The sequence below is a fragment of the Nostoc sp. LPT genome (assembly GCF_017115165.1).
In the GTDB taxonomy this organism is placed as follows: domain Bacteria; phylum Cyanobacteriota; class Cyanobacteriia; order Cyanobacteriales; family Nostocaceae; genus Nostoc.
The window spans coordinates 1-13,067 of sequence record NZ_JABXKF010000131.1; the positions used below are offsets into that span (position 1 = coordinate 1).

Consider the following 13,067-nt stretch of genomic DNA (forward strand, 5'->3'; position numbering starts at 1 on the left):
CAGGGAGCAGGGGGCAGGGGGCAGGGGGCAGGGAGCAGGGGGAGAAAAAGTCGTTTTGATGGGCGTGAAATTGGATAATTTATTTTTTGGAGTTCCCTTTTGTCAATATCATTAAAAATAAATCTTTGGGCTTGGGTGATGAAAAAGGGTTGTGTAACTCGATGGATGGGCTGAGGTACGAAGCCCATCCTACCGCGCTAGAGTGCAAACGTCTTATTTTAGTTTGCAGCTTGCGGTAAGTTCTACATTGTAGAAAGTCCCTGATTTGGGATTAATTGAACGCAATTGCTGAATAAAAGCATTAAATCTTGTATTGCTTATGCCGAAACCAGCTTCAGCACAAGCAGATAAACCTCCTTCGATGGCAATAGGAGATCCTGCCCTGGGACTATATACAATGAATTTATCGACGGTGCTAGTGCCGACTGCAAACCCGATAACCTGGCGAATTGTTTGCAAAGCGGCATTATCTAAGGCACCACCAATACTGCCAATACTGATATTAACTGCACGATTTTCAGCAAAGGCTGGCGCAGTAATCGACAATACTGCCCCGACAATCATTAAACTGGTAAACTTCTTCATTTTTCTCTCCTCTAAACAATTGAAAAACTAATAATTAGGTTTCGACATGGATCAAGTACATCAGAGACTTAGCCATAGTGTTGTACCTGACTAGTTTTACTTTTATTCCCACTTATAGTATTGCCCATTTCGTTAGGTAGCGATCGCGTACTAGCCGAATAATTAGTAACATTAAAATATTTTCGTGTGCAATGAAAAGACCTGGATTTATTGAGCGTCATCACCTGTGGACAGAAATCCAAAAAGAAGCATCTGAAAAGATCGAGGCTGTTGTTAAAGAACGGGATCTACTGTTGATTCGTACCGCTTGGTCAGACCAGCATGGCATTGTTCGCAGCAAGTCGCTCTTACCCCAAGCGTTTTTAAGCGCCTTAGAAAACGGTATGCAAATCAGCACAGGGACATTCCTGTTTGATACTGGTGGTGCAATAGTATTTAACCCGTTTGTTCCTGGTGGTAGTTTAGATATGCCTTCGATGACAGGTGCGCCAAATCTTGTGGCTGTTCCTGACCCTGATACCTTCAAAATTCTGCCTTGGGCAAAACGTACTGGCTTTATTCTCTGTGACGAGTATTTTCAAAATGGTCAGGCAATGCCCTTTTCCAGTCGCGGTATTTTGCGCCAATCATTGGTAGAGTTACATCAAAGAGGATTAGAGCATATTATCGGCTTAGAAGTTGAGTGGTATCTGGCAAAGTTAGAAGATCCGATGTTAGCGATCGCTAATGTTGGTACTTCTGGAAAACCTGGTGAACCTGCCAAAGTTAGCGCTGTAGAGCATAGCTTCCAATACCTTTTAGAATCATACAATCCAGAGATTCACGATTTGCTATGTATTCTGGCAGAAAACTTAGTTGAAATCGGGTTGCCTTTAAGAAGTGTAGAAAACGAAGGAGGTGTCGGTCAATTTGAATTTACCTTTGACCCAATTCCGGCATTGCAAGCTGCGGATACAATGATGATATTCCGAATGGCGACCAAGCAAATCTGCCGTCAACAAGGTTACATCGCATCATTTATGTGTCGTCCAGGATTGCAAGGTTCTTCTTCCAATGGCTGGCATTTGCACCAATCCCTTGTAGACCGAACCACAGGTGAGAACGCATTCATGTCTGCAAACTCCAAAATCCTAATGTCAGATTTAGGTAAACATTTCGTTGGTGGTCTTCTTAAACACGCCAATGCCGCTTCTGTATTCACAACCCCGACAATTAACGGCTACAAAAGATTTAAGCCTTATTCCCTAGCTCCTGACCGTGCTGGATGGGGATTGGAAAACCGAGGGGCAATGATTAGATTACAAGGCGGTTATGATGACCCCACCACCCACATTGAAAACCGAGTTGGAGAACCAGCAGCCAATCCCTATCTGTACATGGCATCGCAATTGATTTCTGGGTTAGATGGTGTAGATCATAAAGTTGACCCTGGCTCCCCAACAGAGTCACCTTACGCTACAGAAAGTCCGACCTTACCCAAAAGTTTGCCAGAGGCAATTTCATATTTGAGCGAAAGCGAACTTTTTTCTCAAAAAATGGGGCAGCAGTTCATCAACTTCATCATTAAGATAAAACAGAGTGAAATTAATCGCTTTTTGCAGTCCGTCGCCGACCGGCCACCAGAAGACTATTTAAAGCAGGTGACTAATTGGGAGCAAAGAGAATATTTTGAATTATTTTGAAGTGAATAATTCTTGCGAATGTCGCGCTTTTAAGGATGATTATTCAGGTTTTAAATAAGTTTTCGGTGCATGAGCAATTGCATCCCTCCATACTTGCTTAAGAAAAATTATTATGTTTTTAACTTTATACAAACATAATTACACAAAAGCAAATATTTGGTAAAGGATAAATTAATACTTGTTTTGCTAAGTTAATACCTTCGCCAATTTCCGAAGGTGAGTTGATGTATAAACTCTTATTTTGGCAAAGATATTGGTAAGTATTATGTCATATAATCAGGTACACTATAAATTTAGCTTCACTTTTTATAGGAGGAAGTTGTGTCTGAAAACAAACCAGAAGAGTTGAATTCACAAGCAGTACCATTCTTTGCTCGATTCTTGGAAGGGCAAAGCATTGAAGACCTTTCTGATGAAGAATCAAAAGCGATTCTCGGTGGATGCAAGAATGCCACAAACCAGAATAATGATGAAGTTGTCCAAACTCAGAAGTATCCATCCGATCAAGAAGATGGCACTACAGTAACCAAGAAGTACCCTTCTGATAATGATGAGTACCCTGTTACTCAGAAGTATCCTTCAGATGGCGATGACGAGGGTTCGCCGTCTTGAACTTCATCGCTGCATACTTTTGACTGCACCAGAGATGCGGTTTTAAAACTATTGTCAGAATAAAAATACAGTTAACTTTGCCAACTTCATTTAGGGGTTGGCTTCCCATTAAAATTAAGTTCACTTTTTTAAAATTTTGCTTTCTCAATAGTTGACAATAGTGAAAATGCAAAAACTAATAAAAATATTATATGCGCCTTGATCGTGATGTAGTTTTATTAATCACCCATAGTGGTGATTACTTTACAATAGATAGAGTTGCAGAAGCAGTAACAAAACTAGGCGCACAGCCATTTCGTCTTGATACTGATAAGTTTCCGATCGCACTCCAACTCCAGGCTAATTTAAGTAACTCTGGTAGCAATCATACACTAGTATATAACGATTGCTCTCTCAACACCGAGCAAGTGCAAGCAGTATGGATGCGGCGTATTTGGCAACCCGATCTCGGTAAAGAATTGGCTCCACAATTTCAAGCAGTCTGTTCTAATGAATCACTCGCAGTCTTAGATGGCTTTTGGGACAGCCTAAGAGAAGCTAAGTGGGTGGATGATTTACGCCGGATAAGTGCAGCTGAAAACAAGTTACGCCAACTGCGGGTTGCATCGGAAGTAGGTCTTGTCATACCTCGGACTCTCGTCACCAATAATCCTCAAGAAGCACGAGAATTTTTCCACCAAGTTAAGGGAAAAATGATTGTCAAGCTGCTCAGACCTCTTTCTTCCGGGATGCAAGTCTCCTCTTTTTTCATGTATACCAGCGCCGTTAAAGAAGAAGACTTACTTGATGCTGAAACACTGCGCTATTGTCCAGTTGTGTTTCAAGAACAAATCCCTAAACAGCAAGAACTACGGGTAGTGTATGTGAATGGCAATCTCTTTGTCGGGGCGCTAGATGCGTCTGAGTATGCAGCATCTACCCAGGATTGGCGACGTGAGACAAAAAAGATTCTTACCTGGCAACCAGAGCGATTACCTGATAAACTAATCCGTTGTTTGGATGCCTTTATGGCCAAGTTTGGACTGGTTTTTGGAGCATTTGATTTTATTAAAACACCATCAGGAGAATATGTTTTTTTAGAAATTAATCCTACAGGAGAGTGGGGGATGCTGGAGAGAGATTTGGACTATCCAATTGCTCTAGCTATTGCATCTGCACTACTTTCAACAAGTCTGAAGTAAAATACTCTTACTTAAAAATTCCAAATTAACTGATAACCCCTATATTTCTCTGTAGCGTACTTCATTCTCTATATTTGTAAATGACTGTTTTAATCATTACTTACAGCCAAGACAACGAAAGTATTCCTCTAGTTATTCAAGCAATTGAAGCCCAAGGAAAGAAAGCATTTCGTTTTGACACAGACCGATTTCCCACAGAAATACAGTTAGATGTTTACTATGGTGGTACTAAGCGAGTGATTTTGAGTGTCGATGACCAGACATTAGATTTAAATGAAGTGTCAGCAGTTTGGTATCGGCGTATTGCAATTGGATCAAAAATTCCCAACTCGATGGACAGTCAACTTAGACAAGCCTCACTGAAAGAATCTCGCGTCAGTATTGAGGGAATGATTGCTAGTATCAGGGGGTTTCATCTTGACCCTGTGCCAAATATTCGCCGAGCGGAAAATAAGCAACTGCAATTACAAATAGCAGGAGATATCGGTCTAGATACGCCACGCACTCTGACTACAAACAATCCAGTAGCAGTAAAGCAATTTGCTCAAGAGTGTCAGCAGGGAATAATTACAAAAATGCTGTCTTCCTTTGCTATTTATGATGAACAAGGGCGAGAAAAAGTTGTGTTTACAAATCCAATTTCATCAGAGGATCTAGACAACCTTGATGGCTTACGTTTCTGCCCAATGACATTTCAGGAGAAGATTCCCAAGGCATTAGAATTGCGGACAATTATTGTAGGTAAGCGTGTGCTAACGGCTGCGGTTGATTCTTAAGCTTTGGATAAGGCACGTTACGACTGGCGCAAACAAGGAATCGCCTTACTCGACGCTTGGGAGTCATACACTTTGCCCGAAGATGTCGAAGAGAAATTGCTCAAACTCATGGCAGAATTCCGTTTAAACTATGGGGCGCTTGATATTATTTTGACTCCTGACGGTCGTCATGTATTCCTTGAAGTTAACCCAGTTGGCGAGTTCTTCTGGCTGGAACGCTGTCCTGGCTTACCGATTTCCCAGGCGATCGCTGAGGTTCTAAATAATTCAGCTAATTGACTCGATTTTCTCTACCTTAACCATGCGGTAACTACTATATGTCAAACTATTGAGGGGGTATGGACGAGGAAGCACAAAGAGTAGAAACACTTAATTAGATGTAGTGGCAAAGGCTAAAACATTATGCTCAGTTAGCGATTGAGCAGGTAGGTACGGGGTTAATGCGGAATTCACCTCCTTCATTATACAACGTTAGAATTAGTATAATGCTATTTTTAAGTATTATTACTGAAGTGAAAATAATTTTAAAGCAACAGAAGTTTTCTATAAACAAGAAAGCGATCGCTTGCTCAATAGCAGTTACAAAAATGGCTATCTCTATCGCTTTCAGTAATTAATTAATATGTATATTATGAGACACTACTGTTAAATCTTTGAGAGCCATCACACTCAGTTTCCGTACTTGGGACTAATCCCTAATTTACTTGACTTTAAGGCTTAACTGAACCGTATTGGGATAAGGACATGGTTTAGAGCAGGGGAGCAGGGAGCAGAGGAGAAGTTGCAGTAAGTTTTTCCTCTCTGCCCCTTTGCACCTCTGCCTCTTGTGCCTAATGCCCAATGCCCCATTCCCAATTTAGAAAAAACTACCCTGCATAAGGATTACCGATTCTGTCTACAGAGACGTTGGAGGAGAATGGCAAACGACCTGGATTTAAGCGTGGTTCTGCTGCATAGCCAACAGGAACTAAAACAGCGATCGCTAAATCTGGATTATCCCCAGCACCAATTACTTGTTTTACCTGATCCTCAATCCAACCATTCATAAAACAAGTGGATAATCCCAGACTTTCTGCCGCTAACACCAAATGGGTAGCGGCAATGATCGCATCTTTGATCGCATATTCGCGTCGCTTGTCGCCTAGCGTTGCTTGAAATTGCGGGATGGCGGTTTTAAAGTAGTTTACCGTACCTTCATTCCATGCCCCGGTTTCCAGTCCCTGCTCTAAAATTGGGGTCAAGTTTTGTTCGCCTGCGTTAGGATCGGCGGCAAAGATAAAGGTTACAGGTGCTTGAACAATTTGCTGTTGATTAAAAGATGCTGCTGAAAGTGCGGTCTTTTGTGCTTCATCTTGCACAAGAATAATTTGCCAGTCCTGGATATTATAGCTGCTGGGTGCAGCCACGGTTAACTCTACCAATTGCTTGAGCAGTTCTGGGGCGATGGGGTCTGTTTTAAAAGTTTTGATAGAACGACGTTTAGCGATCGCACTGGGTACATCTAAAGGTTGGGTTTGAGTGATGGAACTCATGAGATTCTCCTGATAGTTGAGTTATGAGAGGGTTTCGGATTTTATATTTAAAGTGATTGAGAGCGTTAAAGAGCAGGGCAATGTAATTATGTTCCTCTCTAATTGGCAATGTTAACTGGGTTAGAGATATGCTCGTGGATAATGCGCCATTGTCCCTCTCGCTTTTGCCATACAAGCGTCGCATGAGCCGTAATTCCAACCGCCTCATTCCCTATGGTGGTTACTGTACTATGAAAAATCAAAGCAGAGACGGTAATGTTATCACTTGTGAAAATCTGAATATCCCCAACTGATTTAACTTGCCACTGGGTTATTGCTGTCATGAAGGGCTTCCATATTTCCTCATAGGATTGCCATCCTTGAATTCGAGTGGTCTGCGGTGAGAGAGTATCGAAGGCAAGCAATTGTTCATCTTGCCAGTAAAGATTGTCTAGGACAGAAAAATCAAACGGTTTGTCGCCTGCACTAAACGCAGCTAGCCAATCGTTAACGCGTTCTTTGATTTCCGCTTCTTCTAAAGTATCTTTCATAGTTCACAACCAATTTACACAACCATTTTGTTGTATCTTGGAAAAATTTCAAACTTCTCAGTTTGATTTGATACTTTCGAGTGCGAAAAGTGGGTTTTAATTATTCAGAGGAGAAGAATTACGTATTAGCTACTGGCTCGTTAGCAGGCGACCAAAATGGATAGTCTGTATATCCTTTTTCACCGCCGCCATAAAAGCTTGCTTGATTTGGTTGATTTAGTGGTGCATTCAAAGCCAAGCGTCGGGGTAAATCGGGATTTGATATAAATAATGTGCCAAAGGCAACTAAATCTGCTGCTTTATTTGCCAGTACTGCATCGCCTTTTTCACGAGTATAACCGCCATTGACCATGAGAGTACCTGTAAAGCGATCGCGTATATGACTAGTGGGTGCAATTATGCCGCCATGTCTAATGTCTGCCTCTATTGCCTCAAAAATATGCAGATATGCCAAATTAAATTGGTTTAACGCTTGAGCCGCATAACCGAATGTCTCCAGGGGATTGGAGTCACGCATATCGTTAAAAGTCCCACTAGGAGATAAACGTACCCCAACTCGGTTAGAATCCCACACACTAGTTACCGCCTCTGTCACCTCCAACAGGAATCGGACACGATTTTCAATGTCACCCCCATATTTATCTGTACGCACATTTGTGCCATTCCGGAGAAACTGATCTATTAAATAACCATTAGCTGCGTGAATTTCCACGCCATCAAACCCAGCCGCTAGGGCATTTGCCGCTCCCTGACGGTACTGTTCGACTATCTGCGGTATTTCCGAAGTTTCTAAAGCACGGGGAGTAACAAAGGGTTTTGGCCCCTCATAAGTTGAAGCCTCACCTTTAGGAGCAATGGCAGAAGGTGCCACAGGTAAAGCTCCATTCGGTTGTAAATCGGGGTGAGAAATCCTGCCTACGTGCCATAGTTGCAGAAAAATTCTGCCTCCGTGCTGATGTACCGCATCGGTTACTAACTTCCATCCCGCCACCTGTTCTGATGAATGAATTCCTGGTGTCGCAGGATAACCCTGTCCTTCAGGAGTTACCTGTGTTGCTTCAGAAATAATCAGTCCAGCGGAAGCACGTTGGACGTAGTAGGTAGCATTCAGTTGGTGTGGTACGTTTCCCTCACTTGCCCTGTTTCGGGTTAAGGGTGCCATCACTATCCGGTTAGGTAGTTCCAGATTTCCTAATTGGTAAGGAGAGAATAAGTTGATATCACTAGTCATTGATTTTATCTCCAAATTATTTTAGTCATTGGTCATTAGTCATTGGTCATTGGGCATAGGGCATTGGGCATTGATTATTTCTCCCCCTGCCTTCCCTGCCCCCTCATCCCCCACTCCCCACTCGCGCATTAACTAAACAATCGACCGAATAACGCCACCATCTACCCGCAAAGCTGCACCATTAGTTGCTGATGCTACGGGACTAGAAAGGTAAACAACGATCGCTGCTACTTCTTCATTAGTTGCAAAGCGTTTGATTAGGGAACTTGGACGCACATTTTGAAAAAATTCAGCCTCAACTTCAGCGCGAGTAATACTGCGTTCCTGTGCCAGGTTGGTGATAAAATCTTCAACTCCTTCTGAGCGAGTTGGCCCTGGTAGAACGGAGTTTACTGTGACTCCAGTCCCGATAGTCATTTCTGCTAGACCTCTGGCAATGGCAAGTTGTGCCGTCTTAGTTGTGCCGTAGTGAATCATTTCCACTGGGATCTGAATAGCAGATTCGCTGGAGATAAAAATTATCCGCCCCCAGTTTTGCTCTAGCTGCTTTTGCAGATATTGCCGACTCAAACGGACTCCACTGAGGACGTTAACCTCAAATATCTTTAACCAGTCTTCATCAGTAATATCAAAGAAGGTTTTTGGCTCATAAATACCCAGATTGTTTATGAGTATATCAACGTCAGGAACCTCTTGAATGAGTTTCTCTAACCCTGATCCAGTGCCAGCGTCAGCAACAACACCAGAAACTTTCGCGTCGGGTGTAGAATGCTTAATTTTGGCGATCGCTTGAGCTACTCTTTCTTCAGACCGACCGTTGACAATCACTGATGCACCCTCTTGAGCTAGCCCAAGAGCGATCGCCAAACCAATACCTGCGGTTGAGCCACTCACTAGGGCGGATTTACCATGCAATTTCAAGTCCATTTTGCTCTTTCCCCGTTAGTTGAAACAGAAGTCAGAAGTCAGGAGTCTTATATATTTTGACTCCTGGCTCCCTTAACTAGAGAAGACTGCAAACTAAATGCATCTCACAATAGTACCTAGATTAAAGATGCTGTGCTAAGGTCTTATTCAAGGTAGTTTTTGGAACCGCCCCTACGACAGTATCGACCTGGCGACCTCCTTTAAAAACCATCAATGTCGGAATGCTGCGAATTCCATAGTGGCTGGCGACAGTAGGATTTTGATCTGTGTTCAACTTCACAAATTTCACCTGTCCTTCATATTCAGCAGCAACTTCATCGACGACTGGGCCCACCATCCGGCAAGGGCCGCACCACGGTGCCCAAAAGTCTACTAATACCGGAATTTCACTTTCCAAGACTTCTTGCTTGAATGTGGCTTCTGTGACATTTGTAATGGATGACATAAATTGCCTTCCTACTTAATTCTATAATTCGATAATATCGAATAATAAAAATATATGCCACTTGATGAGATAATGCAACTATGAAATTCCTTTATCATCCAGATCGAAAAAATATTTCTTTACCGGGCGTGTTGTATGCATTGGGCGATCCGGTACGGTTAGAGATTGTGCGCCTGTTGGCGACTGAGGGGGAACAATGCTGTGCGAGGTTTGATTTTGCGATCGCAAAATCAACTATGTCCAACCACTTCAAGATTTTGCGGGAGTCGGGGATAGTCTTCACACGCAAAGAAGGAACATTGCACATTAACATACTGCGGCGTGAAGATTTAGAGATGCTGTTTCCAGGGTTGCTGGATGCGGTATTGAAAGCGGCTCAACCATTGCCTGTTGACCCCGCCAGTGCTAAGGGAATCCCAAAAAATAAATTCTCCGATAATATTAGTAGGGTGCGTTAACGTACCCCTACTAGACATTATCCCCAGAGGGAGCCTTGAGTTCCCCAATCCCTTTTACAGTTCGGCACTACCCTCATCCTCGCTGGCTTCTGGTGATGGAGGGGCACTGAAAATATCAACACTCACTTTCACAACCAAGGCTGTGATCAAAAAACCCTCGATCGCTAGTGGCGGCAAACCTGCGCCAAAGATAGCTAGTCCCAAGGCAACCAAAATCAGTGCGAACGAATAAATCGTGACTTGACGACGACAAGCGGTGAACATAATTATGGCGATCGCTAGCGAATATAACGCCATGCCACCACATAGCGCCCAGCGCGTTCCAGTTTCTAAAACAGGTTGATCTACTTCTTGAATCGTGTGTCCTACTCCGACTGCAATTGTTGTCAGCCCTAACAGAATCGGCAAATGTCCATAGTTATAAAGATGTACTGAGGCAATACTGCGAATGCGGATTGAGGATTCAAGAAAGCTAAAGTACAGCCACCATAAACTCGCCGCTATCACAAATCCGCCGACGGCTGCCAGAATTTGTATGACATTCCCATTCAAATTTGCTGTTGCACTTGCTACTGAGATGATCGCTTCTCCCAACACAATTAAGGTGAGTAAGCCAAATCGTTCTGGCAAATGGGAAGGATGAGCGGGCGTTTTTACTAGCAGTCGTGACCCCGCGATCGGCACTGCTAACTCGATACTCATTGCTAGCGCCCACAAACTGTAGCGAGGAATACCATCGAACCAGAGCGAGGCAATCCATAGCATTGTACTCGGCAGATATGACGTGAGATACAGCCGTAAATTTGCCCAAGCTACCGCTACATGCATCACTGAACGCATATATAGCAACAGCACAATCGAGCGAATGGCGACATAAGACCAGACAAAACCTACTCCGCTATTTCCAAAGGCATGATGAACCGTTGCTGCCAGGAAGATAGCAGCCAACATCCCACTCAAAATCAGCAAGCGGTGTGGCACATCATCAGTATCATAACGATCAGCATAGAAAGTAAACAACACCCACGCCCACCAGCATGGCACAAACAACGCAGCGAATTGTAAAAAACCAACCAGCGATAAATGCTCAGATAAATAATGGCTCAGTTCTTCAATGACAACTACAAAAACTAGATCGAAAAATAGCTCAATCCAACTTGCATGATTTACCCCTTCAACTTTGCTAGTAACCCGCAAGCTCGGCGATCGCCAACGGCTGAGTGAGGCAGGGGTGAGAGAGGGTGGATTACTCATAGTATACGGCAGAAACATTATTATACATAGGTTTGATCGACATAACACCGCTCGGACGACACATAAGCGATCGCCATACTGATGGCGCTGTGAGAATTTTATTATGGTGTTCTAACCTGGAGATCATAAACAAACTTGCAACCAGGATTTATAGCGTCTGGCGAGTTCCTGAAGGAAATTGAGTTCTTCATCCTCATGATTATTAAATAGGTTGCGATATTGCCAACCACGCTCGTAGCGACTCAACATTTGTTCTGGAGTAAACCGATAGACATCGGCTGTCTGCCAACAAATTGACTCCAGAAAAGGCAGCTTTTTGGGGACAATAACAGGATTATTTATTGGTGTTGCGGTTGTCATAGCTTTTTTAATCAACCACTTTCCATATATTCAACTAATCATAGTTATGACAGTTATTAGCCGAAAAGTATTACCATCGCTCCCTCCTTAATTGCACTTTTCCAAAGAGAACCAACTTGTTTAGCGATCAATCCAACGCCTGACAGCTGGCATTTGTGTATAGAACCATAGCGTACCTAAGATATTCAGACTGCCACAGACAATCAAGGCATTAGTCGCACCAAAATTATCTGCCAAAGTTCCAGCCAACAGATTCCCAAAGGGTATCATACCCACCATTGCTAGGGCATAAAAACTCATCACCCGTCCGCGCTTATCTTCGGTAACTAGGGTTTGGATAATCATATTACTACTGGTAATCAGGAGGATGGAAAAGCAGCCTGTAAACACCAGTATGATTATGGATAATCCAACTTGACGCGATAGTGAGAAGGAAATCAAACTTATCCCAATCAAGACTTGAGTGACTACAATCAAACGCTCTAAGCCCGCAATCCCTCGCCTAACACTCAGATACAAACAAGCAAACAACGAGCCAATCGGCGCTGAGGTGCTAAGGTGAGCCATCGTAGTTGCATCCCCATTTAAAATCTTAGCCGCGAAGACGGGCATGAGCGCGACATGAGACATCCCGACTAAACCTTGTAACGCCAGTATTAATAAAATTGCTCTAATCGGCTGGAACTTGGAGACATATTCAAAGCCCTCCCGCAATTTCTGCAAAGTATCACTAAGGCTCGTCAGGGTCAACGTGGGTCGGACTTTCAGCCGCATCGCTAGCAGGGTAAAGATGGCAGGAATATAGCTGAGAGTATCGTAGAGAAAACAATATTTCACCCCTAGTGTCGCAATCAAAATCCCGCCCATAGCCGGTCCCAATACCAGCGAGGAACTTAACATCACTGAATTCAAAGCGATCGCATTACTCCAATCGGCGCGATCATCTACGGTTTCGGTGACGATTGTATGACGCACGGGCATATCTAATCCCTTGAGCAAACCATTGAGAACACTCAGTACCAATAGGATGGGAAACGTAATTTGATTCGTAAAGGTAAGAATCGTTAATCCCAGGGAAACGCTAATTCCCAATATCTGCACCAACATTAACAAGTCACGACGACTCCAGCGATCGGACAATACGCCCGAAAAGGGAATCACTAATAACGTCGGCAAAAATTGCACAAACCCTGCAACTCCCAACAACCATGCCGATTGAGTCAAATCGTATACCAGCCAAGGAATAGTTAACTGCTGGGTCATAAATGTCCCAGACATTGATAGTAACTGCCCCCCAAAAAACAGGCGAAAATTGCGCCAGCGAAAGGCGGGTAAATACTGGTAAATGATATTACTTACGCGATCGCCTAGTTGTCTGTTCCAAATTTTCATCAGGAAAGTTCTATTATGTTTTACTAAGTATTAGGCTAACTAATACTTAGTAAAACATAATAATTATCGGATAATTGCGTAGTTTACCGCCGCAGGCATCGC

At 43.2% G+C, this 13,067-nt stretch carries 13 protein-coding genes and 1 pseudogene; 5 read left to right on the forward strand and 9 right to left on the reverse strand.

The window, feature by feature from the left end; translation table 11 throughout:
- Nucleotides 1-213: 213 nt before the first annotated feature.
- Nucleotides 214-585, reverse strand: coding sequence for a hypothetical protein (locus HWQ58_RS24650; RefSeq protein WP_292868492.1), 372 nt, complete (start codon nt 583-585; stop codon nt 214-216).
- Between the two features lie 191 nt (nt 586-776).
- On the opposite strand from HWQ58_RS24650, the gene HWQ58_RS24655 reads away from it, so the two are divergent.
- The 4 genes and pseudogenes from HWQ58_RS24655 (at nt 777) to HWQ58_RS24670 (ending at nt 5,115) form a co-directional block, all read left to right on the forward strand.
- Nucleotides 777-2,267 carry a glutamine synthetase family protein gene (locus tag HWQ58_RS24655; RefSeq protein WP_292868495.1) on the forward strand — a complete coding sequence of 497 codons (1,491 nt, stop codon included), beginning with the start codon at nt 777-779 and terminating at the stop codon, nt 2,265-2,267.
- Between the two features lie 321 nt (nt 2,268-2,588).
- Nucleotides 2,589-2,879, forward strand: a complete 291-nt coding sequence (locus HWQ58_RS24660; protein ID WP_292868498.1) for a microviridin/marinostatin family tricyclic proteinase inhibitor — start codon at nt 2,589-2,591, stop codon at nt 2,877-2,879.
- A gap of 191 nt (nt 2,880-3,070) precedes the next feature.
- Entirely contained in the window at nt 3,071-4,060 is a 990-nt protein-coding gene (locus HWQ58_RS24665; RefSeq protein WP_292868501.1) for an MvdC family ATP-grasp ribosomal peptide maturase, read from the forward strand.
- A gap of 80 nt (nt 4,061-4,140) precedes the next feature.
- Nucleotides 4,141-5,115: pseudogene (locus tag HWQ58_RS24670) on the forward strand (MvdD family ATP-grasp ribosomal peptide maturase).
- 587 nt (nt 5,116-5,702) lie between these two features.
- Here the strand turns inward: HWQ58_RS24670 and HWQ58_RS24675 are convergent.
- The 5 genes from HWQ58_RS24675 to trxA form a co-directional block, all read right to left on the reverse strand.
- Complete coding sequence (locus tag HWQ58_RS24675; RefSeq protein WP_292868504.1) at nt 5,703-6,368, reverse strand: nitroreductase family protein; 666 nt, start codon at nt 6,366-6,368, stop codon at nt 5,703-5,705.
- Between the two features lie 98 nt (nt 6,369-6,466).
- On the reverse strand, nt 6,467-6,898 hold the full coding sequence (locus tag HWQ58_RS24680) for a nuclear transport factor 2 family protein (RefSeq protein WP_292868506.1): 432 nt from the start codon (nt 6,896-6,898) through the stop codon (nt 6,467-6,469).
- A 118-nt stretch (nt 6,899-7,016) separates the two neighbouring features.
- Complete coding sequence (locus HWQ58_RS24685; protein ID WP_292868509.1) at nt 7,017-8,129, reverse strand: alkene reductase; 1,113 nt, start codon at nt 8,127-8,129, stop codon at nt 7,017-7,019.
- A gap of 132 nt (nt 8,130-8,261) precedes the next feature.
- The gene (locus HWQ58_RS24690; RefSeq protein ID WP_292868512.1) at nt 8,262-9,056 is read right to left on the reverse strand and encodes an SDR family NAD(P)-dependent oxidoreductase; all 795 of its coding nucleotides are present in this window, start codon (nt 9,054-9,056) and stop codon (nt 8,262-8,264) included.
- Nucleotides 9,057-9,177: 121 nt separating this feature from the next.
- The gene (trxA, locus tag HWQ58_RS24695) at nt 9,178-9,501 is read right to left on the reverse strand and encodes a thioredoxin (RefSeq protein ID WP_012412473.1); all 324 of its coding nucleotides are present in this window, start codon (nt 9,499-9,501) and stop codon (nt 9,178-9,180) included.
- A gap of 80 nt (nt 9,502-9,581) precedes the next feature.
- Here trxA and HWQ58_RS24700 point away from each other — a divergent pair, with 80 nt between their 5' ends.
- On the forward strand, nt 9,582-9,959 hold the full coding sequence (locus HWQ58_RS24700) for a helix-turn-helix domain-containing protein (RefSeq protein WP_292868515.1): 378 nt from the start codon (nt 9,582-9,584) through the stop codon (nt 9,957-9,959).
- A gap of 54 nt (nt 9,960-10,013) precedes the next feature.
- On the opposite strand, the gene HWQ58_RS24705 is transcribed toward HWQ58_RS24700, so the two are convergent.
- The 3 genes from HWQ58_RS24705 to HWQ58_RS24715 all read right to left on the reverse strand — a co-directional run bounded on the left by HWQ58_RS24705 (nt 10,014) and on the right by HWQ58_RS24715 (nt 12,965).
- Complete coding sequence (locus HWQ58_RS24705) at nt 10,014-11,213, reverse strand: low temperature requirement protein A (RefSeq protein ID WP_292868518.1); 1,200 nt, start codon at nt 11,211-11,213, stop codon at nt 10,014-10,016.
- A gap of 123 nt (nt 11,214-11,336) precedes the next feature.
- On the reverse strand, nt 11,337-11,573 hold the full coding sequence (locus HWQ58_RS24710) for a hypothetical protein (protein WP_292868521.1): 237 nt from the start codon (nt 11,571-11,573) through the stop codon (nt 11,337-11,339).
- A 120-nt stretch (nt 11,574-11,693) separates the two neighbouring features.
- Nucleotides 11,694-12,965, reverse strand: coding sequence for an MFS transporter (locus HWQ58_RS24715; protein WP_292868524.1), 1,272 nt, complete (start codon nt 12,963-12,965; stop codon nt 11,694-11,696).
- Nucleotides 12,966-13,067 lie beyond the last annotated feature (102 nt).